Origin of the sequence: Nocardioides mesophilus (assembly GCF_014395785.1) — a bacterium.
GTDB classification, from domain to species: Bacteria; Actinomycetota; Actinomycetes; order Propionibacteriales; family Nocardioidaceae; genus Nocardioides_B; species Nocardioides_B mesophilus.
Genome location: NZ_CP060713.1, coordinates 3,167,829 through 3,190,639, shown reverse-complemented (window position 1 = coordinate 3,190,639; position 22,811 = coordinate 3,167,829). Strand labels below are relative to the sequence as shown.

Annotated in this window: 22 protein-coding genes; 8 read left to right on the top strand and 14 right to left on the bottom strand. The window is 71.9% G+C overall.

Annotation, left to right across the window (positions count from 1 at the left end; translation table 11 throughout):
- The first annotated feature begins 26 nt into the window (after window positions 1–26).
- The 7 genes from H9L09_RS15390 (at window position 27) to H9L09_RS15360 (ending at window position 7,035) form a co-directional block, all read left to right on the top strand.
- Complete coding sequence (locus H9L09_RS15390; protein ID WP_187577742.1) at window positions 27–470, top strand: hypothetical protein; 444 nt, start codon at window positions 27–29, stop codon at window positions 468–470.
- Window positions 467–1,078 carry a gluconate 2-dehydrogenase subunit 3 family protein gene (locus H9L09_RS15385; protein ID WP_187577741.1) on the top strand — a complete coding sequence of 204 codons (612 nt, stop codon included), beginning with the start codon at window positions 467–469 and terminating at the stop codon, window positions 1,076–1,078. Before H9L09_RS15390 ends, H9L09_RS15385 begins: the two co-directional genes overlap by 4 nt.
- 46 nt (window positions 1,079–1,124) lie before the next feature.
- On the top strand, window positions 1,125–2,792 hold the full coding sequence (locus H9L09_RS15380) for a GMC family oxidoreductase (RefSeq protein ID WP_187580926.1): 1,668 nt from the start codon (window positions 1,125–1,127) through the stop codon (window positions 2,790–2,792).
- Between the two features lie 23 nt (window positions 2,793–2,815).
- A complete protein-coding gene (locus H9L09_RS15375; RefSeq protein ID WP_187577740.1) occupies window positions 2,816–4,603 on the top strand; it encodes a thiamine pyrophosphate-requiring protein in 1,788 nt (595 codons plus the stop codon).
- Entirely contained in the window at window positions 4,600–5,763 is a 1,164-nt protein-coding gene (locus H9L09_RS15370; RefSeq protein WP_223164075.1) for an enolase C-terminal domain-like protein, read from the top strand. The genes H9L09_RS15375 and H9L09_RS15370 overlap by 4 nt, the downstream gene beginning before the upstream one ends.
- A gap of 6 nt (window positions 5,764–5,769) precedes the next feature.
- Window positions 5,770–6,510 carry a ZIP family metal transporter gene (locus H9L09_RS15365; protein WP_187577739.1) on the top strand — a complete coding sequence of 247 codons (741 nt, stop codon included), beginning with the start codon at window positions 5,770–5,772 and terminating at the stop codon, window positions 6,508–6,510.
- Window positions 6,511–6,624: 114 nt separating this feature from the next.
- Entirely contained in the window at window positions 6,625–7,035 is a 411-nt protein-coding gene (locus H9L09_RS15360; RefSeq protein WP_187577738.1) for a ChaB family protein, read from the top strand.
- A 17-nt stretch (window positions 7,036–7,052) separates the two neighbouring features.
- On the opposite strand, the gene H9L09_RS15355 is transcribed toward H9L09_RS15360, so the two are convergent.
- Genes H9L09_RS15355 through H9L09_RS15310 form a run of 10 tightly spaced genes read right to left on the bottom strand, consistent with a single transcriptional unit; the run spans window position 7,053 to window position 17,261 of the window.
- Window positions 7,053–8,555, bottom strand: a complete 1,503-nt coding sequence (locus H9L09_RS15355; RefSeq protein ID WP_425491732.1) for an NAD-dependent succinate-semialdehyde dehydrogenase — start codon at window positions 8,553–8,555, stop codon at window positions 7,053–7,055.
- 5 nt (window positions 8,556–8,560) lie between these two features.
- Entirely contained in the window at window positions 8,561–9,748 is a 1,188-nt protein-coding gene (locus H9L09_RS15350) for an iron-containing alcohol dehydrogenase (protein ID WP_187577737.1), read from the bottom strand.
- A gap of 1 nt (window position 9,749) precedes the next feature.
- On the bottom strand, window positions 9,750–10,652 hold the full coding sequence (locus H9L09_RS15345; protein ID WP_187577736.1) for an NAD(P)-dependent oxidoreductase: 903 nt from the start codon (window positions 10,650–10,652) through the stop codon (window positions 9,750–9,752).
- A 52-nt stretch (window positions 10,653–10,704) separates the two neighbouring features.
- Window positions 10,705–12,210, bottom strand: coding sequence for an aldehyde dehydrogenase (locus H9L09_RS15340; protein ID WP_246456057.1), 1,506 nt, complete (start codon window positions 12,208–12,210; stop codon window positions 10,705–10,707).
- Window positions 12,207–13,313 (bottom strand): mandelate racemase/muconate lactonizing enzyme family protein, encoded by a 1,107-nt coding sequence (locus H9L09_RS15335; RefSeq protein ID WP_187577735.1) that lies wholly within the window; start codon window positions 13,311–13,313, stop codon window positions 12,207–12,209. The genes H9L09_RS15340 and H9L09_RS15335 overlap by 4 nt, the downstream gene beginning before the upstream one ends.
- Window positions 13,314–13,318: 5 nt before the next feature.
- Complete coding sequence (gene fae, locus H9L09_RS15330) at window positions 13,319–13,822, bottom strand: formaldehyde-activating enzyme (RefSeq protein ID WP_187577734.1); 504 nt, start codon at window positions 13,820–13,822, stop codon at window positions 13,319–13,321.
- The gene (locus tag H9L09_RS15325) at window positions 13,819–14,751 is read right to left on the bottom strand and encodes a glycine betaine ABC transporter substrate-binding protein (RefSeq protein ID WP_187577733.1); all 933 of its coding nucleotides are present in this window, start codon (window positions 14,749–14,751) and stop codon (window positions 13,819–13,821) included. Before H9L09_RS15325 ends, fae begins: the two co-directional genes overlap by 4 nt.
- A 39-nt stretch (window positions 14,752–14,790) precedes the next feature.
- A complete protein-coding gene (locus tag H9L09_RS15320; RefSeq protein WP_187577732.1) occupies window positions 14,791–15,570 on the bottom strand; it encodes an ABC transporter permease in 780 nt (259 codons plus the stop codon).
- Window positions 15,560–16,621 (bottom strand): ABC transporter ATP-binding protein, encoded by a 1,062-nt coding sequence (locus tag H9L09_RS15315; RefSeq protein ID WP_187577731.1) that lies wholly within the window; start codon window positions 16,619–16,621, stop codon window positions 15,560–15,562. The genes H9L09_RS15320 and H9L09_RS15315 overlap by 11 nt, the downstream gene beginning before the upstream one ends.
- Complete coding sequence (locus H9L09_RS15310) at window positions 16,614–17,261, bottom strand: ABC transporter permease (RefSeq protein ID WP_187577730.1); 648 nt, start codon at window positions 17,259–17,261, stop codon at window positions 16,614–16,616. Before H9L09_RS15310 ends, H9L09_RS15315 begins: the two co-directional genes overlap by 8 nt.
- A gap of 207 nt (window positions 17,262–17,468) precedes the next feature.
- Here H9L09_RS15310 and H9L09_RS15305 point away from each other — a divergent pair, with 207 nt between their 5' ends.
- Entirely contained in the window at window positions 17,469–18,254 is a 786-nt protein-coding gene (locus H9L09_RS15305; protein WP_187577729.1) for an IclR family transcriptional regulator, read from the top strand.
- A gap of 36 nt (window positions 18,255–18,290) precedes the next feature.
- Here H9L09_RS15305 and H9L09_RS15300 read toward each other — a convergent pair whose 3' ends face one another.
- The 4 genes from H9L09_RS15300 to H9L09_RS15285 form a co-directional block, all read right to left on the bottom strand.
- Window positions 18,291–18,821 (bottom strand): flavodoxin family protein, encoded by a 531-nt coding sequence (locus H9L09_RS15300; RefSeq protein WP_187577728.1) that lies wholly within the window; start codon window positions 18,819–18,821, stop codon window positions 18,291–18,293.
- Between the two features lie 12 nt (window positions 18,822–18,833).
- Entirely contained in the window at window positions 18,834–19,796 is a 963-nt protein-coding gene (locus H9L09_RS15295) for a universal stress protein (RefSeq protein ID WP_187577727.1), read from the bottom strand.
- Between the two features lie 95 nt (window positions 19,797–19,891).
- The gene (locus H9L09_RS15290; protein ID WP_187577726.1) at window positions 19,892–20,551 is read right to left on the bottom strand and encodes a response regulator; all 660 of its coding nucleotides are present in this window, start codon (window positions 20,549–20,551) and stop codon (window positions 19,892–19,894) included.
- Between the two features lie 340 nt (window positions 20,552–20,891).
- A complete protein-coding gene (locus tag H9L09_RS15285) occupies window positions 20,892–22,658 on the bottom strand; it encodes a GAF domain-containing sensor histidine kinase (RefSeq protein ID WP_246456056.1) in 1,767 nt (588 codons plus the stop codon).
- Window positions 22,659–22,811 lie beyond the last annotated feature (153 nt).

The following is a 22,811-nucleotide window of genomic DNA, read 5'->3' as shown; positions in this document are numbered from 1 at the left end:
GCCTCAATATGGGTATGACCACTGCTATGGAAGAACTACTGCCTCACGCCGTCTCCGCTGCGGTCGACGACGTCCGGCACGGTCGGTTCGGACGGACGCTGTCCGCCCTCACCGGCGCCGGAGCCATCGTCGCAGGCGTGGAGATCTACTTCGAGCACGATAAGGCCAGTTTCGGGAACCGGCTGATGTGGCTGCCGGTCGGACTGGCCCCGCTGGGAGCCGCGGCCGGCGTCGCCGGCCTCGTCAGCGAGCGGGCTTCCCACACCCTGCTGCCCCTCACCTCCGCGGCCATCGTGGCCAACGGCCTGCAGGGCACCTACCTGCATGCGCGGGGGGTGTCCCAGAAACCGGGCGGGTGGCGCAACGCGCGCTACAACCTCGAGATGGGTCCCCCGCTGCTGGCTCCGTTGATGATGACGATGCTCGGCGGGATGGGCCTGCTCGCCTCGGTCCTCAGGAGGGGCCGGTGAGCGGCGGGGACCGGCAGTCAGGGGTCGTCCCGGGCGGCGAACCCAGCCGGTTCCCCGGTTTCGACGTCCTGGACCAGGCGCCGGCGTGGGACCGCGTCACGACCGGGGTGGTGCTGGCCAGGCTCGGCCCGATGCCGCCGCTGCGCCACTTCACCCCCGAGCAGGAGGCGGTGGCCCGCCCGCTGCTCGACCTGATCCTCGACCAGCACGACGAGCCGCGCGTGCCGGTCTTCGAGATGATCGACCAGCGGTTGGCGGAGCTGTCGACGGACGGTTGGCGCTACGAGGACCTGCCGCCGGACCCCGAGGCCTGGTCGGCCAGCGTCGAGGCCCTCGACGCGGACGCCCGGACGACGACCGGTCGGGGGTACGCCGACTGCACGCATGAGGAGCAGCAGAGGCTGCTCCAGTCGGTGCTCGACCGTTCGGACCAGCCCTGGCACGGGATGCGGGCCGACCGGGTCTGGTCGCTGTGGTCCCGCTACGCCTGCACCGCGTTCTACTCCCACCCGTGGGCCTGGAACGAGATCGGCTTCTCCGGCCCGGCCTATCCCGCGGCTACAAGAACCGCGGGGTCGGCCGCCGCGAGCCGTTCGAGACCGCGATGAGCAGCCCTCCCGCGCACGGGCAGGCACCGGAAGGGGCCGACGAGTGATGCGGCCGCTGCTCACCGACGGGTCGGCGGACTCGGTCCGCGCGCGCAACTCGTCCGCCTGGCTGCTGCCCAGCGGGCAGCAGCGCACCGACCACCGGCTGCGCGAGCAGATGCGCCGCTTCGAGGACACCGACGAGCTCGACGCGGTCGTCATCGGCGCCGGTGCCGGCGGGGCGACCCTGACCCAACGGCTGGCACGCGCGGGCTGGCGGGTCGCCGCTCTGGACGCCGGGCCGTTCTGGGACCCCGACCAGGACTGGGTCTCCGACGAGGCGGGCTCCCACCACCTGTACTGGACCGAGCCCCGGGTCATCGCCGGCGACGACCCGGTGCCGCTCGGGTCGAACAACTCCGGCCGCGGGGTCGGCGGCTCGATGGTGCACTTCGCCGGCTACACGCCGCGGTTCCACCCCAGCGACTTCTCCACGTTCAGCGACGACGGCGTGGGTGCGGACTGGCCGTTCGGCTACGACGACCTGAGGCCCTACTACGAGCTGATCGAGGGCGAGCTGCCGGTGGCCGGCGAGCACTGGCCCTGGGGGGATCCCCACGACTACCCGCACTCCCCGCACCCGGTCGGCGGCAACGGCGAGATCTTCCAGCGCGGCGCGCTCGCGGCCGGCGTCGAGACCCGGGTCGGACCGGTGGCGATCGCCAACGGCAGGTTCGGCCACCGCTCGCACTGCATCTACCGCGGGTTCTGCCTGCAGGGGTGCAAGGTCAACGCGAAGGCCTCACCCCTGATCACGCACGTCCCCGACGCCCTGGCCCACGGGGCGGAGATCCGCCCCGACTGCATGGTCACCCGGATCGAGATCGACGAGCGCACCGGTCGGGCGACCGGGGTGCACTACCGACGCGAGGGCTTGGAGCGGTTCCAGCGGGCCGCCCACGTCGTCGTGGCGGGCTACTCGATCGAGACGCCGCGGCTGCTGCTGCACTCCACCTCGCGCCGCTTCCCCGACGGCCTGTGCAACGACCACGACCTGGTCGGCCGCTACCTCATGGTCCAGGGCGCGCCACAGACCGGCGGACGGTTCCCCGACGAGGTCCGGATGTACAAGGCGCCGCCCCCGGAGGTCTCCTCGGAGCAGTTCTACGAGACCGACCCGACCAAGCCCTACCGGCGCGGCTTCTCCATCCAGACGGTGTCACCGCTGCCCGTGACCTGGTCCGAGCACTTCGCCGGCCAGAAGATGTGGGGCGGGCCGCTGCGCGAGCAGATGCGCGACTACGTCCACTGGGCTTGTCTGGGGGCACTGTGCGAGTTCCTCGCCCTCCCCGACAACCGGGTGACGCTGGCCGACGAGGTCGACCGCCACGGGATGCCGGTGGCGAAGTTCAGCTACAGCCAGTGCGACAACGACCGCGCCCTGATGCAGGAGGCGCAGCAGGTCATGGAGGGGATCCTGCAGGCCGCCGGCGCCGAGGAGGTCAAGACCTTCAAGCGCTACGCGCACCTCGTCGGTGGCGCCCGGATGGGCGCCGACGAGACCACCGGCGTCGTCGACGGCGACTGCCGCTCCTTCGCGGTGCCCAACCTGCTGATCACCGACGGCAGCGTGCTGCCCACCCAGGGATCGGCCAACCCGGCCCTCACCATCATGTCCGTCGCCGCCCGGGCCGCCGACCGACTGGTCCGCGGCGAGGGACGACCGACCACCTGACCAGGAACGATGAAGGGAGAGAGATGAGCCAGACAGTTGCCGACCACGTCCTCGAGCGCCTCCGCGACTGGGACGTCACGCACGTCTTCGGCTACGCCGGGGACGGGATCAACGGGTTGCTCGCCGCGTGGGGTCGCGCCGACAACCAGCCGATGTTCGTCCAGTCCCGCCACGAGGAGATGTCGGCCTTCGAGGCCGTGGGCTACGCCAAGTTCTCCGGCAAGGTGGGCGTCTGCGCGGCGACCTCCGGACCCGGCGCCGTCCATCTCCTCAACGGTCTCTACGACGCCAAGCTCGACCACGTGCCGGTGGTGGCGATCATCGGCCAGACCGCCCGCTCGGCGATGGGCGGCTCCTACCAGCAGGAGGTGGACCTGCTCTCGCTGTTCAAGGACGTGGCCGGGGCCTACGTCCAGATGGTGACCGTCCCCGAGCAGCTGCCCAACGTCCTCGACCGGGCGATCCGGGTCGCGCAGTCCGAGCGCTGCCCCACCGCGGTCATCCTCCCCAGCGACGTGCAGGAGCTCGAGTACACGCCACCCACCCATGCCTTCAAGATGGTGCCGTCCTCGATCGGCACCTCCTGGCCGCAGGTGGCTCCCCAGGACGACGCCGTACGGCGGGCCGCGGAGATCCTCAACGCCGGCAGCAAGGTCGCGATCCTGGCCGGCCAGGGCGCGCGCGGAGCCGCTGCGGAGGTCCTGGAGGTCGCCGAGCTCCTCGGCGCCGGCATCGCCAAACCCCTGCTGGGCAAGGACGTCCTCCCCGACGACCTGCCGTTCGTGACCGGACCGATCGGGTTGCTGGGCAGCCGGCCGAGCTACGAGCTGATGCGCGACTGCGACACCTTGCTGATCGTCGGGTCGAACTTCCCCTACACCCAGTTCCTCCCCGAGTTCGGGCAGGCCCGGGCGGTGCAGATCGACATCGACGGCAAGTTCATCGGCATGCGGTACCCCACCGAGCTGAACATCGTCGCCGACGCCCGGGCCACCCTGAGCGCGCTGCTGCCGCTGCTGCAGCGCAAGGACGACCGGTCCTGGCGCGAGTCGGTCGAGAAGAACGTGGCGCGGTGGTGGGAGACCATGGAGCGCGAGGCGATGGTGGCCGCCGAGCCCGTCAACCCGATGCGGCTCTTCCACGAGCTGTCGAGCCGGCTGCCGTCGGACGCGATCGTCGCCGCCGACTCCGGCTCCTCGGCGAACTGGTACGCCCGCCAGCTGAAGTTCACGTCCGGGGTCCGCGGATCGCTGTCCGGCACGCTGGCCACGATGGGCCCCGGCGTCCCCTACGGCATCGGCGCCAAGTTCGCCCACCCCGACCGCCCGGCGATCGTGTTCGCCGGTGACGGCGCGATGCAGATGAACGGCCTCGCCGAGCTCATCACCGTCAAGCGCTACTGGCAGGGCTGGCAGGACCCACGGCTGGTGGTCGCCGTGCTGCACAACAACGACCTCAACCAGGTGACCTGGGAGATGCGGGCGATGGGCGGCGCCCCGAAGTTCGAGGAGTCGCAGCGGCTGCCCGACGTCGACTACGCCGCCTTCGCGGCCTCGCTCGGCCTGCGGGCCGAGACGCTGACCGACCCCGAGGAGCTCGGGTCGGCCTGGGACAGGGCCCTGGCGGCGGACCGGCCGACGCTGCTCGACGTACACACCGACGCGAGCGTGCCGCCGGTGCCTCCGCACGCCACGTTCGAGCAGATGAAGGATGCCGCGCTCGCCCTCGCCAGGGGCGACGCCGACCGCTGGGACGTCATCAAGGAGGGCATCAAGGTGAAGGCCCAGGAGTTCGTGCCGGGGTCCCGGTGAGCCGCCGCGTCGACGGCCTGACCGTCCGGGTCCTCACCGTCCCCACCGACCAGCCGGAGGCCGACGGCACGGCCCGGTGGGACTCGACCACGATGGTGCTGGTCCAGGTCCACAGCGGCTCGGCGACCGGCACCGGCTGGACCTACGGTCCGGCGGCGTGTGCCGAGGTGGTGCGCGACCAGCTCACCCCCGAGCTCGTCGGCCGCGACCCGATGGCCGTGCCGGCTGCCTGGGCGGCGATGGTCCGGGCGGTGCGCAACAGCACCCGGGCCGGGGTGGCCGGCTATGCGGTCAGCGCCGTCGACGTCGCGCTGTGGGACCTCAAGGCCCGTCTGCTGGGGCTGCCGATGGTCGCCCTGTTCGGCGCCGCCCACGAGCAGGTGCCCGTCTACGGGAGCGGCGGCTTCACGACGTACGACGACGACCGCACCGTCGAGCAGCTCACCGGCTGGGTCCACGAGCAGGGCATCCCGCGGGTGAAGATCAAGGTCGGCGAGAGTGACGGGACCTGCCCGGAGCGGGACCGGCACCGCATCGAGCTGGCCCGCCGGAGCATCGGGCCCGCCGCGGAGCTGTTCATCGACGCCAACGGCGCCTGGTCGGTCAAGCAGGCGGTCCGGATGCTCCGCGACGTCGCCGACGCGGACGTCCACTGGCTCGAGGAGCCGGTCAGCTCCGACGACCTCGCCGGCCTGGCCCGGGTGCGGGCCCGCGTCGACGCCGACGTCACGGCGGGTGAGTACGGCACCGACGTGCAGTACTTCACCCGGATGTGCGCCGCCGGCGCCGTCGACTGCCTGCAGGCCGATGCCACCCGCGCCGGCGGCTACACCGCGTGGTTCCGGGCCGCCGCCGTCGCGGCCGGGCACGGCCTGGAGCTCTCCGCGCACTGCGCCCCGAACCTGCACGCCCCGGCTGCCGCCGCCACCCCGAACGTGCGCCACCTCGAGTGGTTCCACGACCACGTCCGGATCGAGTCGATGCTCTTCGACGGGGCCCTCGACCCCGCCGGCGGTACCGTCTCCCCCCGCCTGGACCGCCCGGGACACGGCTTGGAATGCCGGCCGGAGGTGGTGGGCACCTACGAGGTGGCCGCCACGACCTCCGGTCCGGCGACCTCTTCCCCTTCTCCTCCTTCTCCTCCTTCGAAAGATCGGTGATCCGACATGCTCATGGCCGCGTGGTGGGGCTTCGTCGCCGGTGCGGCGCTGCTGGTCGGCGCCGCTCTGGCGACCCTGCTGAAGATCCCCATCAAGGTGGTGGGGCTGACGATGGCCTTCGGGTCCGGCGTGCTGATCAGCGCGCTGGCGTTCGAGCTGACCAGCGAGGCCTTCGACCGGGGAGGCGGCACCGCGGTGCTCGCCGGACTCGCCGCCGGGTCGCTGGTCTTCTGGATCGGAGACTGGTGGGTGGACCAGCGCGGCGGGCACCGTCGCAAGAACCCCACCGGCACCGGCGGCGGCTCGAGCAGCAACGGCGCGGGCGCCGGAGCCCTGGTGCTCGGCTCGCTGCTGGACGGCATCCCGGAGTCCGCGGCGATCGGCGTCAGCCTGATCGGTGGGGGCAGCGTCGGCGTCGCGGTGGTCGCCGCGGTCTTCCTCTCCAACGTGCCCGAGGGCCTCTCGGCCTCGGCCGGCATGAAGGCGGCCGGCCACTCGCACCGCTACATCTTCGGCGTCTGGGCGCTCGTGACCGCGATGTCGGCGCTCGCGGCCGCGCTCGGGTTCGGGCTGCTCGCCGGTGCATCGCCCCTCGTGATCGCGATCATCCAGGCGTTCGCCGCAGGCGCGATCCTGACGATGCTGGCCGACACCATGCTTCCCGAGTCGGTCGAGCACGCCGGCTCGCTCGTCGGCATGGTCACGGTGGTCGGCTTCGCCGCGGCCTTCCTGCTCTCCATGGCGTGATAGGCACCTCCGGCCGCGACGATGCGCGTGCATACCGAGGGACCCGACCGGGTAGCCGGACAGGTGAAGGACCCTCGTCCTCCGAGCGGGACGACGTACAGGAAGGAGCTCGAGATGCCGAAGAAGGAAGACCTCCCCTCGACCCTGCAGCGGTCGCCGGAGAAGGCCCAGCGCACCTGGTCCGAGGCCCACGACTCCGCGGTGGACTCCTACGGAGAGGGCGAGCGCGCCCACCGCACCGCCTTCTCGGCCCTGAAGCACGGCTTCGAGAAGGTCGGGGACCACTGGGAGCCCAAGGAGCAGCGCGGCCCCTCCGACGAGCAGGCCTCGAAGTCCGGGGCCCCGGCGCGTCGGGGCGGCGGCGGGACGGCGGAGGGTGTCGACGCGAACGCGTCCAAGAGCCACCTCTACGAGGTCGCCAAGAAGCTCGACATCCCCGGCCGCTCACGCATGGACAAGGACGACCTGGTGGAGGCGATCAAGAAGGAGAACGGCCGCCGCACCCGGGAGAGCCGCTCCTCCTGACGCTCGGCCCGGCGGGGTCACAGCGCGAGGGCCATGTACTTCGTCTCCAGGTACTCCTCCACGCCCTCGTCGCCGCCCTCCCGGCCGAGGCCGGACTGCTTGACCCCGCCGAACGGCCCGGCCGGGTTGCTGACCAGGCCCTGGTTGATGCCGACCATGCCGGTCTCCAGCCCCTCCGCGACGCGCACCGCCCGCGAAACGTCCCGGGTGAACACATAGCCGACCAGGCCGAACTCGGTGTCGTTGGCGATCCGGAGCGCTTCGGCCTCGTCGGCGAACGTGGTGACGGCGGCGACGGGTCCGAACACCTCCTCGCGGTGGATCCGCGCGGAGGTGGGTACGTCGACCAGCACGGTCGGCTCGTAGAAGAAGCCGGTGCGTGACGGCGCCGTACCCCCGACCAGGGTGCCGGCCCCCGCCCCCACCGCGTCCCGGACCAGCTCCGCGACCTTGCTGCGCTGGCGGGCGTCGATCAGCGGTCCCACCTCCACCCCGGCGTCGGTGCCCCGGCCCAGCGTGAGCGAGCCCATCCGCCCGGCGAGCGCGGCGGTGAAGTCCGCAGCGACGTCGCGGTGCACCAGGACGCGGTTGACCGCGACGCAGGACTGCCCCATGTTGCGCATCTTGGCCACCATCGTGCCCTCGACGGCGGCCTCGAGGTCGGCGTCGTCGAAGACGAGGAGCGCGGCGTTGCCGCCGAGCTCCATCGAGGTGCGCAGCACGTTGTCCGCCGCCTGGCGCAGCAGCACCTTGCCGACGGGGGTGGACCCGGTGAAGGAGACCTTGCGCAGCCGCGGGTCTGCCATCACCGGCGCCACCAGCGCGGGGGCCTCGGTGGTGGTCACCACGTTGAGCACGCCCCGTGGGAGGCCGGCCTCGGTCAGCACCCGGGCCAGCGCCATGCTCGCCAGCGGCGTCAGCTCCGAGGGCTTGAGCACCATGGTGCAGCCGGCCGCGATCGCAGCACCCACCTTGCGGGTGCCCATCGCCAGCGGGAAGTTCCACGGCGTGATCAGCAGGCACGGTCCGACCGGCTGCCGGTGCGTGATCAACCGCTGCCCGCCGGCGGGCGCCTGGCGGTAGGTCCCGCCGACGTGCGCGGCCTGCTCGGCGAACCAGCGCAGGAACTCGGCGGCATAGGCCACCTCGCCGCGGGACTCCGCGAGCGGCTTGCCCATCTCGAGCGTGATCAGCAGCGCCATCTCCTCCGCGCGGGCGGTGAGCAGCTCGAACGCGGCACGCAGCACCTCCGCCCGCTGCCGGGGCGGGCTGGCGGCCCAGTCGCTCTGCGCCGCGCAGGCGGCGTCCAGCGCGGCCAGGCCGTCCGCCGGGCCGGCGTCGGCGACCGAGGCCAGCACCCGCTCGGTGGCGGGGTCCAGGACCTCCAGGGTGCGGCCGCTGCCGGCCTCCACCCATGACCCGCCGATGTAGGCGCCGGTGCCGGCCTCTGCCAGCACGGAGCTCTCGGCGGCCGCAAGCGCGTCCCTCCTCGCCGCGCCCGCGCTCCGGTCCTCGGTCAGCCCGGTCACCACGCACCCACCAGGACCTGCTCGACCTCGGCCTGGGAGAACTGCCGTGGATGGTTGCTGCTGACCGCATCGGCCAGCGCGCCGCGCGCCACGGCGGCCACCGCGTCCTGCTGCAGGCCGAGCTCGCGCAGCGGCAGCCGCGCCTGCACCCGGTCGGCCAGCTCGCGCACCGCGCGCACCGCGGCCCGGGCGTTCTCCTCCGCGCTCGACGCGGACGAGCCCACTCCCATCGCCGTGGCGACGACCGCGTAGGGGCCGGTCGCCGCCGGCACCGAACGGCTCATCACCTCGTCGAGCACCGAAGTGAGGGCGAGCCCGTGCGGTGCCCCGCAGTGGTTGGTCACCGCGTGCGCGATCCCGTGCACGAGCCCGAGCCCGCTGAGGGAGAGCGCGAGCCCGGCCAGGTGGGAGCCGACCAGCAGCCGGGACCGGGCCTCGAGGTCGGATCCGTCCTCCACCGCGGCCACCAGGCTGTCGGCGACCAGCGTCACCGCCTGGGTGGCGTAGGCCACCGAGAACGGGTTCGCTCCCCGCGAGGCCAGCGACTCGATGCCGTGGACCAGTGCGTCCATGCCGGTGGCGGCGGTCGCCAGCGCGGGTAGGCCGAGGGTCAGCTCGGGGTCCAGGATGACCTGCCGGGGCCGCACCGACCCGTGGCCGAGGTAGACCTTGCAGCGGGCGGTCCGGTCCTCGATGACGCCGAAGCCGTTGGTCTCCGCCCCGGTGCCCGCCGTCGTCGGGACGGCCACGATCGGCCGGCCCGGTGACTGCGGGACGGCGCGGTAGTCGTAGTCGGCGGCGACCCCGGGGTTGGCCGCCAGCAGGGCGATGCCCTTGGCGGCGTCGAGCGCGGACCCGCCTCCGACCGCGACCACGGCGGCCTCGCCGAACTGCCGCACCTGCTCGGCGGCCTGGTCGATGGAGTCCGTCGAGGGGTTCGGCTCGACGCCGTCGAAGAGGTCTGTCTCGATGCCCGCCTCGCGCAGCAGGTCCAGCACGCGGTCCACGATCCCGGTCGCCCGCAGACCTCTGTCGGTGACCACGAACGCGCGGCGCTGGCCGACCGCTGCCAGGGCCTGCGGCAGCCTGGCCACGGCGCCGGCCCCCAGCTCCACATGGGCGTTCGGCTCCAGGCTGAGGTTGAGGTCCGCCAGTCTGGTGAGCACCCGCGAGCGCGCGTCCATCTCAGGCTCCCTTCGGCAGTCGCAGCTCGAGCCCGGCGAGGTCCTCGTAGAGCCGCACCGGGATCATCTCGCCGGCCAGGTCGCCGTACTTCGCCTTGCCGCGCCGGTAGATCTGCTCGACGAGCGCGGACAGCTCGACGGGTACGCCGACGTCGCGGGAGAGGTCCACGGCCAGGCCCAGGTCCTTGCAGGCCAGCACCATGGCGAAGGACTCGTCGTAGTCCCCGCGCTCGAGGATCCCGAGCACGTCGTTCTCGAGGAAGTTGGACTGCGCCGGGCTGGCGATCAGCGACTGCCGCAGCACCTCCAGGTCGACGCCCGCCTTCACGCCCATCGTCAGCACCTCCGCCGAGGCGACCAGGTGGCAGAACCAGAGCAGGTTGACCATCAGCTTGACGGTGTAGCCGGCCCCGTGACCTCCGACGTGGAAGATCCGCTCCGGGTCTCCCATGACCTCCAGCAGCGGGCGGCAGCGCTGCAGCACCGCTGCCTCACCGCCGACGAAGATCTGCAGGGTGCCGTCGGTGGCGCCCTTCGCCATCCCGCTCACCGGCGCGTCCAGCCGGTGCACGCCGCGGCGCTCGAGGACCACCCCGACGTTGCGGGCCGCCTCCGGCGTGGACGTGGACATGTCCAGCCAGACCGACCCGGCCGGCAGCGCCTCGGCCACCCCGGTGGCGAGCAGCACCGCCTCGACCTGGCGGGGCCCGGGCAGCATCGTCACCAGGACGTCGACCTGGGCGGCCAGCCGGGCCGGCGAGTCCGCCCAGGTGGCGCCGAGCGCGAGCTGCTGCTCGGCGGCGTCCCGGTGCAGGTCGTGCACCGTGACGGCGATCCCGGCACGGAGCAGGTTGAGGGACATCGGGCCGCCCATGTGCCCGAGTCCGATGAAGCCAACGTTCACGTGAAGCACCTTCCGGGGGCTGCGTCGGGGGATGTGCGGGAGGAGCAGGGGTTCAGGACAGGTCGAACCAGGTGGTCTTGAGACCGGTGTACTCGTCGAGGGCGTGCAGCGACTTGTCGCGACCGGCCCCCGAGGCCTTGAAGCCGCCGAACGGCGCGAAGACGTCGGTGGCGTCGAAGGTGTTGACCCACACGGTGCCCGCCCGCAGCTGCCGTGCGACGCGGTGGCCGGTCGCCAGGTCACTGGTCCACACCGAGGCGGCCAGGCCGTAGCTGGTCTGGTTGGCCAGCCGCAGGCCCTCCTCGAGACCGTCGAACTCGACGACCGAGAGCACCGGGCCGAAGATCTCCTCCTGCGCGACGCGGGAGTCGTTGGAGACCTTGTCGAGCACGGCGGGTTCGACGTAGTAGCCGCCGGTCCCGGTGGCCACGCGCGCACCCCCGATCACCTCCGCCCCCTCGTCACGACCGATGTCGAGGTAGGCCAGCACGCGGTCGAGCTGCCGCTGGTCGACGATCGGGCCCATGGTGGTCGCCGGGTCCAGCGGGTCCCCCACCACGAAGCTGCGCGCCACCTCCAGGACCTGGGGCATGAGCTCCTCGCGGACCGCGCGGTCCACGACCAGGCGTGAGCCGGCGTTGCAGGTCTGACCGGCGTTGTAGCAGATGCCCCAGGCCACCGCCTCGGCCGCTGCGGTCAGGTTCGAGGCGTCGGCGAGCACCAGCTGCGGGGACTTCCCGCCGGCCTCGAGCTGGACCTGCTTGCCGTTGGACTCCGCGGCGTAGCCGAGGAACATCCGGCCGACCTCACCGGACCCGGTGAACGCGATCTTGTCCACGTCCGGGTGCCGGCCCAGCGCCGCCCCGGCCTCCGGCCCGAGGCCGGTGACGACGTTCAGCACCCCGTCCGGGATACCTGCCTCGACGGCCAGCCGGGCCAGCAGCAGCGCGGACAGCGACGACTGCTCGGCGGGCTTGAGCACCACGCTGTTGCCGGTCGCCAGCGCCGGCGCCAGCTTCCAGCTGGTGATGATCAGCGGGTAGTTCCAGGGCACCACCGCGCCCACCACGCCGAGAGGTTCGCGGGTGATGGTGACCAGCGACCCCTCGCCGCTCGGAGCCACCTCGTCGTAGGTCTTGTCGAGCGCCTCGGCGTACCACTGGATGCAGTACGCGGCGGACGCGACGTCCACCCGGACGGACTCGTTGACCGGCTTGCCGACGTCGAGGGTCTCGAGCAGTGCGAGCTCCTCGGTGTGCTCGCGGATCAGCTCGGCCCAGCGCAGCAGCACCTGCTTGCGGGCCCGCGGAGCAAGGCTCCGCCAACGGCCGTCGTCGAAGGCTGCCCGAGCGGCCCGCACGGCCCGGTCCACGTCGTCGGCCCCGCCGCGGGCGACGCGGGCCAGGACGCTGCCGTCGCGCGGGGTGCGCGACTCGAACGTCTCCCCCGACGTGGCGTCGCGGTAGCCGCCGTCGACGAACATCCGGCTCTCGATGCTCAGGTTGTCGGCGGCCTTGGTCCACTCGTCCCGGGTGCGTCCCAGCAGCTCCGCGCTCACACTCTCCACCTCTTCACGGCTTCCTCGTCGAGCTCGACACCGAGCCCGGGTGCGTCGGGCACGTTGACGTAGCCCTCGTCGTCGATCCACACCGGCTCGGCGAGCATGAAGTCGCGTCGCTCGATGGTCCAGCCGGTCGGGTCGTAGGGGAACTCGAAGTACGGCGCGGCGCCGACGCCGACCGCGACGTGCAGGTTGGCCAGCACCCCGATCCCGTTGGTCCAGCTGTGCGGCGTGAACTGCCGGTTGCGGTGCTGTGCGAGCTCCGCCGCCGTCCGGGTCCGGTGCATGCCGATCGCCAGCACGCAGTCCATCTGGTAGATGTCGAGCACGTCGTGCTCGAGGTAGGTCAGCACGTCGCTGAACGACGGCAGCATCTCGCCGCCGGCGATCCGGAGTCCGGCGCCGCGCCGGAGCTCCTTGAGCCCGTGCAGGTCGGTGTAGGGCAGTGGCTCCTCGACCCAGAAGACGCCGAGCTCCTCGAGCCGCGCCACCGTGCGCCCGACCGACTTCACGTCCAGCGCGGGATCGACGTCGCCGGCCATCCGCCAGCTCTGGTTGAGGTCCACCATGATCGCGAACTCGTCGCCGAGGGCCTCGCGCACTCCGCGCACCGAGGCGATGCCGCGCTCGATGCCGGTGCGGTCGATCCGGATCTTCATCGCCCGGAAACCCTGCTCGTGCCCGGCGAGCGCGGACTCCACGCGTTCCTCCGGGTTCTTCAGCTCACCGGTGGACATGTACGCCGGCATCCGGGTCCCCACGTTGCCGAACAAGGTCGACACCGGGACCCCGGTGACCTTCCCGACGATGTCCCACAGGGCGACCTCCAGAGGCCAGAACCGACCGGCGTGGAAGTTGATCGTCTCGATCGCCCGGATGTGCCGCATGATCCGCATCGGGTCGGTGCCGATGAACAGGTGCTGGAAGGCCTCGAAGCCGTCCATCGTGTCGCCCGAGCCGATGCCCACGACTCCCTCGTCGGTCTCGACGCGCACGACCGTGGCGTCGAAGTGGCGACGCGGGACCGGGTCCCAGGCCGCCCGGAACGGTGGGTCCAGGTCGAGGCGCAGCCTGTCCAGGACGATGTCGGTGATCTTCATGTCGCTCAGTCCGCTGCGTAGAAGGGGTTCCGGGGGTGGGCGCGGGCGGCAAGCACGTCGTCGAGGTCGGGGTGCCCGGACGCTCCCGCGGCCAGCGCGGTCCTGACCGCCTCGCGGTTGTTGCGGTAGACGAGGTCGGCGTCGGCGGCGGCGGGGTTCACCCACACCGCGGCGATCAGCGCGAGCTCGTCGACCTGGTCTGCGGGAACCACCCCGTCGGCGACGGCGTCGGCGACTCCGGCGGCGATGCCCGCCTGGGCGGGACCCCAGTGCAGCAGCCCGTGCGCGTCCGCCTCGATCGTGGCCTTGTTGACGAAGAGCGTCAGCGGCTTGACCGGCAGCCCCGGCCTGAGGATGGCCACGAACGGCTGGTGGCCGACGGTGGGACCGGCCAGGGCCGTGGCCCAGGCGGTGCCGACAGCCCCCTCCCGAGGGCCGAGCACGGTGTTGACGTGCGCCGCCTCCGCCCCCTTCCCGATGAAGCTCTCGCCCAGCTGGACGTCGCTCACAGCAGGCCCTCGTCCTCGAGCCACTTCTGGGCGACGTCCTCCGCGTCCAGACCGTCCACGTCGACCTCGGCGTTGAGCTTCTGCATGGTCTCGGTGTCGAGCTTGGCGGTGAGCGGCGCCAGGATGTCGGCGATCTCGGGGTGCTCGTCGAGCGTCGCCTGCTTCATCGTGGGCGCACCCTGGTAGACGGGGAAGAACTTCTTGTCGTCCTCGAGCACGGTCAGGTCCAGGTTGGCGATCCGGCCGTCCGTGGCGAACACCTCGCCGAAGTTGCAGGTGTCGCCCTTGTCGGTCTCGGTGTAGATCACCCCGGTGTCCAGGGTCTTGACCTGGTCGTCGGGGACGTCCATCCCGTAGGCGTCGAGCAGGCCACTCAGGCCGTCGTCACGGGCGGCGAACTCGCTCTCCACGCAGATGGTCGCCTCCCCCGGGTCGCTGGCGGCCAGGGCGGCCAGGTCGGACAGCGTGGCGAGACCCTTCTCGTCGGCGTACTCGGAGCGGACCGCCAGGGCGTAGGTGTTGTTGAACTCCGCGTGGTCCAGCCAGGCGATGTCGTTCTTCTCCGCGTCAGCCTTCTTGACCGCGTCGAACTGCTCCTCGGGGTCACCGATCGGCTTGGTCTCCTTGAGGTAGGTGATCCACGCGGTGCCGGTGTACTCCCAGTACATGTCCAGGTCGCCGGACTCCAGGGCGGTGCGGGTGTTCACCGAGCCGGTGATCCGCTTGGCTTCCGCGTCGGCGCCGTTCTTCTCCAGCAGCATCGCGGTCATGTTCGCGAGGATGTCCTGCTCGCTGAAGTCCTTCGCGCCGACGACGTACGACGCACCGGACAGCGAACCCTCCCCGCCTCCGGAGTCTCCGCCGCATCCGGCGAGCGAGGTCGCCATCAGCGCGGTGAGGGCAAGGGGCAGCAGCTTGGCGTGCTTCATGGGTGTCTCCAGTCGTGAGCAGGATGTGAGGGAGGTGGATCAGAGCCCGTGCGGGCGAAGGAAGTTCTCGAGCATGCCGGCCAACCAGTCCAGGCTGAACGCGATGACGGCCGTGAGGACCGCCCCGGTCACGAGGATGGGCGTGCGGACGGTCTTGATGCCGGCGACGATGATGTCCCCGAGTCCTCCGGCGTTGATGAAGGTAGCCACCGTGGCCACCCCGACGCAGATGATGATGGTGGTGCGCAGTCCGGCCAGCATGACCGGCACCGCCAGCGGGATCTCGATCTTGCGGAGCACCTGCCCGGGGGTCAGCCCCATGCCGCGGGCCGCCTCGACCAGGTTGCGGTCGACCTGCTGGATGCCGACGATCGTGTTGCGCAGCACGGGAAGCACGGCACTCACGACCAGGGCGGCGATGGCGATCCGCTCCCCGACCGAGAACAGCATCGCCAGGATGACCAGCACCCCGAGGGCCGGGGCCGCCTGCCCGATGTTGGCCAGCCCCAGCGCGAACGGGGTGAGCCACTGCATCCCCCGCCGGGTCAGCAGGATGCCCAGCGGGATCGCGATCAGGATCACCAGCACCGAGGCGATCGCGGTCAGCTGCAGGTGCTGCAGCGTCGCGTCGATGATCGCCGGCCGGTTGAGCACCCGCGTCTCGATGCTGTCCAGGTCCTGGGCCTGCACCCAGCCGTAGAGTCCGAGCACGACCCCGACCAGCAGCGCCGGCGTCATCAGGTGGTTCAGCAGCGCCCGTCGCGACCAGCGCTCGGCCGGTCGGACCTCGTAGGCGGTGTCGAGGGCGTCAAGCGACATGACTGCCTCCCTGCCCGGCCCGCGCCCACAGCTCGCAGACCCTGTCGAACCCGAGACTGCCGATCACCGAGCCGCTGTCGTCGCGTACGTCGACGTGGCTGCTGCCGCTGCGCAGCATGGCGTCGATGGCGTCCCGGATGCTCGCGGAGACGTCGACCGTGGCGTCCGCCGCCGGACCGGACGGGTCCAGGCTCACCAGTCGCAGCGCGTCCGCGACCGTGGTCAGACCCATGCGCCGGATCGCGGCCGCGGAGCCGACGAAGCTGGCCACGTAGTCGTCGGCAGGCGCTGACAGGATCCGCTCGGGAGTGTCGAACTGCGCGATCGCCGACCGGTCCCGGAGCACCGCGATCCGGTCGCCGAGCCGGACCGCCTCGTCGAAGTCGTGGGTGACGAAGATGATGGTCTTGCGGATCTCCTTCTGCAGCCGCAGGAACTCGTTCTGCAGGTGCTCGCGGGTGATCGGGTCGGTGGCGCCGAACGGCTCGTCCATCAGCATCACCGGGGGGTCCGCGGCGAGGGCCCGGGCCACCCCCACCCGCTGCTGCTGGCCACCGGAGAGCTGCCGGGGGTAACGCTCCCGGTAGACGGATGGATCGAGCCCGACGAGGTCGAGAAGCTCCGCGACGCGCTCGCGGGTCCGGGTCTTGGACCAGCCCAGCAGCCGAGGCACCAGCTCGATGTTCTCGCCGATGGTCATGTGCGGGAACAGCCCGATCTGCTGGATGACGTACCCGATGCTGCGCCGCAGCTCGTTGGGGTCGAGCTTCAGCACGTCCTGTCCGTCGATGAGGATCTGGCCGCTGGTCGGCTCGATCAGCCGGTTGATCATCTTCATCGTGGTGGTCTTGCCGCAGCCGGACGGCCCGAGGAACATCACCATCTCACCGGGCGCGATGTCCATGGAGACCCGCTCGACCGCGGGTGCGGGCTGGCCGGGGTACTGCTTGGTCAGCTCGACGAGCTGGATGCTGACGCCGTGCGAGGCGCGGGCCGCGGCGCCGGCGGGTCGCCCGGTCGCCAGGTCGGTGGACGGGGTGTGGTCAGGCACGGAGACCCCTCGAGGTGGTGAAGCGGCGGATGAGGATGAACACGGCGTCGAAGGCCAGGGCGAGCAGGACGACACCGAGCGTCCCGGCAACCGCCATGTTGAGCGAGTTCGTCGCGCCGAGCCGGGAGAGCCCGGCGAAGATCTCGTTGCCCAACCCCGGTCCCGCGACGTAGGCGGCGATGGTGGCGATCGCGAAGAGCATCTGAGCGGAGACCCGGATGCCGGTGATGATGACCGGCCACGCCATCGGCATCTGGATCCGCCACATCGCGGTGGTCCGCGACAGGCCCATCCCAGCGGCGGCCTCCAGGATCGCGCTGTCCACCCCGCGGAGCCCGGCGACGGTGTTGCGCACGATCGGCAACAGCGAGTAGAGCACCAGCGCGACCACCGAGGGCACCCAGCCGAGCCCGAAGACGGGGATCAGCAGCGCCAGCAGCGCCAGCGAGGGGATGGTGAGCAGACCGCCGGCCGTGGCGATCGCCAGCCCCGACCAGCGTGGGCTCTGCCAGGTGAGCACCCCCACCGCGACGCCGATGACCGAGGCGATCGCCAGCGCCACGACCACCACCACGAGGTGGGCCCACGCCAGCGACAGCAGGTCGTCCCAGTTGAACTCGAGGTACTCCCGGAAGCTCATCCCGCTCCTCCTTCCCCCGTGCCGTCCTGCGGTCCGTCATCCGCCGTCTCGCCGGGTGTCCGTCCTGTCGCTCGAGGGCGGGTTCGTCTGTGACGTGGATTACAGCGACCGTAGAACTGCGCTACATTGTGAGCAATACATGTTGCTCAAATTGCAACAGTTCCCTGTTGCACTCTACGTGAGAAACGTCCCTGAACGAGGTGCCGCATGCCGCCTGCGACCGTCCCGGCTGGTCTCCGACGCGACCTGGACATCCTCGACGCCCTCGCCCAGCACGCGGGCGGCTTCAACGGAGCACTGGGTGTCTCGCGGGTGGCCGACCTGGTGGGACGCGAGAAGTCCCAGGTCTCCCGGGCGCTGGCTGCGCTGGCCAAGGAAGGGCTGGTGGAGCGCGACCCCGAGACGCTCGGCTACCGGCTGGGTTGGCGGATCTACGCGCTCGCAGCCCGGACGTTCGAGTCCCGGCTGGTGACCGTGGCGACGCCGTACCTGCGCGCGGTGGTCTCGAAGGTGCAGGAGACCACGGTGCTGTGCGTGCTGCGCGGCAACGACCTCCTCACGGTCGCCAGCGAGGCTCCGGCGCACGCATTCCGCGGCGTCGGCTGGGAGGGCGTCACGGTGCCGGCGGCGGCGACCTCAGCAGGAAGGGTGCTGGTCTCGGACTGGGAGGAGCCGGCGATCCGCGCCTGGTTCACCCCGGCGCAGCTCGCGGTCGCGGGCGCGCACCCCAAGGTGACGACGCCCGAGGAGCTTCTCGAGGAGCTGACACGGATCCGCGCGAACGGCTACGCCACGGTCGACGAGGAGTTCGAGCACGGCGTGGTCGGCTGCTCCGCCCCGGTGCGCGACTTCAACGGCCGCATCGTCGCCGCCATCAACATCACCGGACCCAAGGGGCGGCTCGGTGACCGCCTCGACATGGCCGGCCGCTACATCGCCGGTGCCGCCCAGCAGCTGACCGAGCGACTCGTCGCCGAGGACGGCCGGTCCTGACCGGTCCCGTCCGGGTCCCGGCACGCTGGGCCGGGGTCACCTGACCACGCGCCCCGCGGCCCGCGCCGCCATGTCCTCGGCCAGGTGCCTGCCCCATTCACGCGCGCGGTCCAGCTCGCCGGGGAGCAGCGGACCCGGGGCGTCGGAGACGTAGAAGCTCATCCTCCCCGCCGGGGAGTAGCCGTGGTGGCGCGCCAGCCGCTCTGCCTTGTGGGCGGCCGAGCCGGGCAGGTGCCGGATCTTGTCGACGCGGGTGTCGAACGCCGCGACCAGCTCCGAGTGCGGCCCGTCGTGCAGGTGCTCGAGCCACTCGCGCACCCCGCGCTCCGCGGCGCCGTGGGTCGCGCCCTGCTCGATCGCCGACGCCCGGGTCGACGGCCGGCTCAAGGAGAACGCGTGGGTGGGCGCCCCGACCACGATCAGGTCGAGCAGGCCGTTGATCTCGGCCGGCGCCCGCGCCATGTCGTACAGCTCGACGTTGGCCCGCGTGCTCAGCCCCTCGGCCACCGCCCGCGCGACCTCCTCGGTGTTGCCGAACATCGACTCGTAGACGACCCAGGCCCTCATGACTTCCTCTCCTCACGCATGTACGACGGACGCGGCAGGGTCCGCGTCCGCACCGTCCGACCCCGCCGTGGACGGCAGCGGCACGACCATCACCGGGCACTCGCTGACCCGCAGCAACGTGCGCGTGACCGATCCGGGCGAGAGAGCCAGCAGACCGGTGCGTCCGTGCCGGCCCAGCACGAGCAGGTCCGCGATCCGAGACACCTCGTGCAGGGCGACCGCCGGACGCTGGTAGCGCGGCTGCACGACCCATTCGACGTCACGCCCCGGCTGGTGGTCGTGCATCCACCGGGTCAGCGACACCTGGGCGCTCCGGCTCCAGGTGCGGGCCAGGGCCTTCGTGTCCAGGACGGCGTCGTACTGGCTGAAGGGCCGCCAGGCATGCACCACGTCGAGGCGCGCATGCCGCGACCTGGCCTCCGCGAGCGCGGCCCGGACCACCGTCCAGGCCCCGTCGGCGTCCTCGGCGCCGGCGCCGTTGATGCCCACCACCACCAGCCCGTGCTGAGGACCCTGGTGCCACGCCGGAGGGACGGCGATCGTCGGGACCGGCGACAGAGCCGCCACCGCCGAGGTCGTGGAGCCGGTCGCCAGGTGCCGGGCGGCGGACCCGCGTCGCCCGAGCACCACGCAGGTCGCGTCGTGCGCGTGCGCGAGAAGGGCGGTGTGGACCGGCGCGCTCTCCTGCAGGCACTCGAGGTCCGGTGCCGCGTAGCCCAGCTCGCGGGCCGTCTGCACAGCACGCTCGACGATGCCCTGTGCCACCTCGGCCACGTGGTGCTCCGGAACCATCTGCGCCAGTGGTGCCACGAGTGCCACCTGCTGGCGCGCGTGCACGATCCGCAGGCGGGCGTCCCGCCGGTGCGCCTCCGCGACGGCGTACCGCAGCGCCCGCTCGCCGTCCTCGGTGCCGTCCACGCCGACCAGCACGACAGGACGTGCCCGGCCCGGTCGGGTGCCGGCTGCCTGGTCCATCACCGACCTCCCCGCTGCCTCGCCTGCACCCTTCAGCCTGGTGCCGGGCGGCGCCCCGGGTCAGGGAACGAGGTCGCCCTGCCGGGGGACTTTGGTCAGCCCTGGTTGAGGTGCTTCGCGGCGAACACCGCGGCCTGGGTGCGGCGCTCGAAGCCGAGCTTGGCGAGCATCGCGCTGACGTAGTTCTTCACCGTCTTCTCGGCGAGGTACATCGACTCGGCGATCTGCCGGTTCGTCATCCCCTCCCCGATCAGCTCGAGGATCCGGCGCTCCTGCGCGGTCAGCGGCGCCAGCACCGGGTCCTCCTCGGGGCCCTTGCGCAGCCGGTCGAGCACCTGCTCCGTGACCGCCGGGTCCAGCGTGGACTGGCCGGCCGCGACCCGCCGTACGGTGTCGACGAGGTCGTTGCCGCGGACCTGCTTGAGGACGTAGCCGGCGGCGCCGGCCATGATCGCGGAGAACAGTGCCTCGTCGTCGTCGAACGAGGTGAGGATCAGTGCGGCGATCTCCGGGTTCTGCGAGCGGATCTCCCGGCAGACGTCGATCCCGGAACCGTCCGGCAGCCGACCGTCGAGCACCGCCACGTCCGGACGCAGCGCCGGGATCCGACGGGTCGCCTCCATGGCCAGGCCGGACTCACCGACCACCTCGATGTCGCCGTGGTTCTCCAGCAGCTCCTTGAGCCCCCGTCGCACGATCTCGTGGTCGTCGAGCAGGAAGACCCGGATCTTGCGCGTCTCTGCAGGGGCAGTCATGGCACGACAGTAGTCCTCGACCGGCCCGTCCGGGCAGGTCCGAGGGCCCGCCGTCCAGGACCCAGGTCCCGAACCCGGGCCAATCCCCCGAAGTCGATCACAGCGCCGCCGAGTCGGCGCATCTGCAGCCCACCCAGCTGCCGAGTCGGCGCATCTGCAGCCCACCCAGCTACCGAGTCGGCGCATCTGCAGCCCATGCTCCGAGGCGAAGCGGCTGGGCGCGCGGACTGTTCATCACCGACCGTCCGTCACCGCTGCAGATGCGCCGACTCGACGGGGTCCAGCGCTGCAGATGCGCCGACTCGGCGGGGTGGGGTTGGGCGGGGTGGGGTGTCGTGGGTCAGGCGCGGGGGACGCTCCACCGCAGCACGGTCCCCTCTCCCGGCCGGGAGTCGACCACGCAGCTGCCGCCGAGCTCGGCGGCGCGCTCCTCGAGGTTGCTCAGCCCGCCGCGCACCGCCTCCGCCGACATGCCCCGGCCGCTGTCCCGGACGGTGAGCACGATGTCGTCGCCGACCGAGAGCAGCACGTCCACGTCGCGCGTGCCGGCGTGCCGCGAGACGTTGGTGAGCGCCTCGTGGAGCACCGCCACGAGGTGGACGGTGGTGTCCTGGTCGACCAGGCTGGAGACCGGCCCCTGGAAGTGCAGGTGCGGGCGCAGCTTCAGGGATCGTGCGGCCCGGTCGGCCACGCCGCTCAGGGCGGTCCGCACATCCACCGACTCCGGTGAGGCGCTCAGCGCGAAGATCGACCGGCGGATGTCCTTGATCGTCGCGTCGATGTCGTCGACCGCACCGTTGATGCGCCCGGCCAGCTCGGGACGCTCGATCATCCGAGAGGTGTTCTCCAGGCTCAGACCGATCGCGAAGAGCCGCTGGATCACCAGGTCGTGCAGGTCGCGGCCGATCCTGTCCCGGTCCTCGAACACGCTGAGCCGTTCCCGGTCCTGGCGGGCGCGTCCCACCTGCAGGGCGAGCGCCGCCTGCGCCGCGAACCGGCGGGGCAGCTCGACGTCGAGCTCGGTGAAGCCGTCGGCGTGCTCCGGGCTCCAGGCGAGGGAGAGCACCCCCTCCACCCCGGCCGTGGTCCGCATCGGCACCAGCACCACCGGCCCGATCGAGGGCCACTCGGTGCGGGCGTCCGGAGACGCCCGGGGATCGTCGTTGATGTTCTCGACGATCACCGGCTCCCCGGTGGAGACCACGACGCCGGCCAGCGTCTCGGTGACGTGGACCCGCGAGAGGGTGCTCGCCTCGGGAGCCTCGCCGGAGGTGACCCTGATCTCCAGCTCGTCCTCGGACCGCCGCAGCACCACCGCGGCCGAGTCGGCGTGGGAGATCTCGCGAGCCCGGTCGGCCACCCCTTGGAGCGCCTCGTCCTGGGACACCTCACCGAGCAGCAGGGCGGTGATCTCCGCCGAGGCCGCCAGCCACCGCTCGCGGCGCGCGGACTCCTCGTAGAGCCGTGCGTTCTCGATCACCACTCCGGCCGCCGCAGCCAGCGCGATCACGACAGCCTCGTCGGTGTCGCTGAAGTCGCCGCCGCCGAACTTCTCGGTGAGGTAGAGGTTGCCGAACACCTTGTCCCGGATCCGGATCGGCACCCCGAGGAAGGACCGCATCATCGGGTGGTGCTCGGGGAAGCCGACCGCCAGGGGATGCCGGGTGAGGTCGTGCAGCCGCATCGGCTCCGGCCGGTCGATCAGCAGCCCGAGCACACCGAGACCTTCCGGCTGCTCGCCGATGGCGCGGCGTTGATCCTCGCTCATCCCGTGCGTGACGAAGTCGCTCAGCCGGTGGTCGGCCCGCGACCGGAGCACCGCCAGGGCGCCGTACCGGGCCCCGGCGAGGTCGCAGGCGACACGCACCGTCGCCTCCAGGACGCTGTCGACGTCGAGGTCGGCGGCGATGCGCAGGGTGGCGTCGAGGAGCAGCCGGAGCCGGTGCTGGGTGTCCATCACCTCGTCGACGCGCTGCAGCAGCTCGCGCAGCAGGTCCTCGAGCTCGGCGCCGGCGAGCGGCGCCAGGGCTGCGGACGGCCGGATACCGGAGCCGCCGCCGGGCCCCGGGCCAAGCGGTGACTCGGAGTTCTGCCCGTGCGGAGACACGCCCTCAGGATCCATGTCCTGCCCTCCGCGTCCCGTCACTTGTGGGGCCAGCCTAGGCCGAGATCGTCGTCCGCGCCCGCGAACGGCGCAGGGACCTTCGACCCCCGGAGCACTGACCGATGCCGGTGCAGCCGGACGGAGTGCCGTCGCACG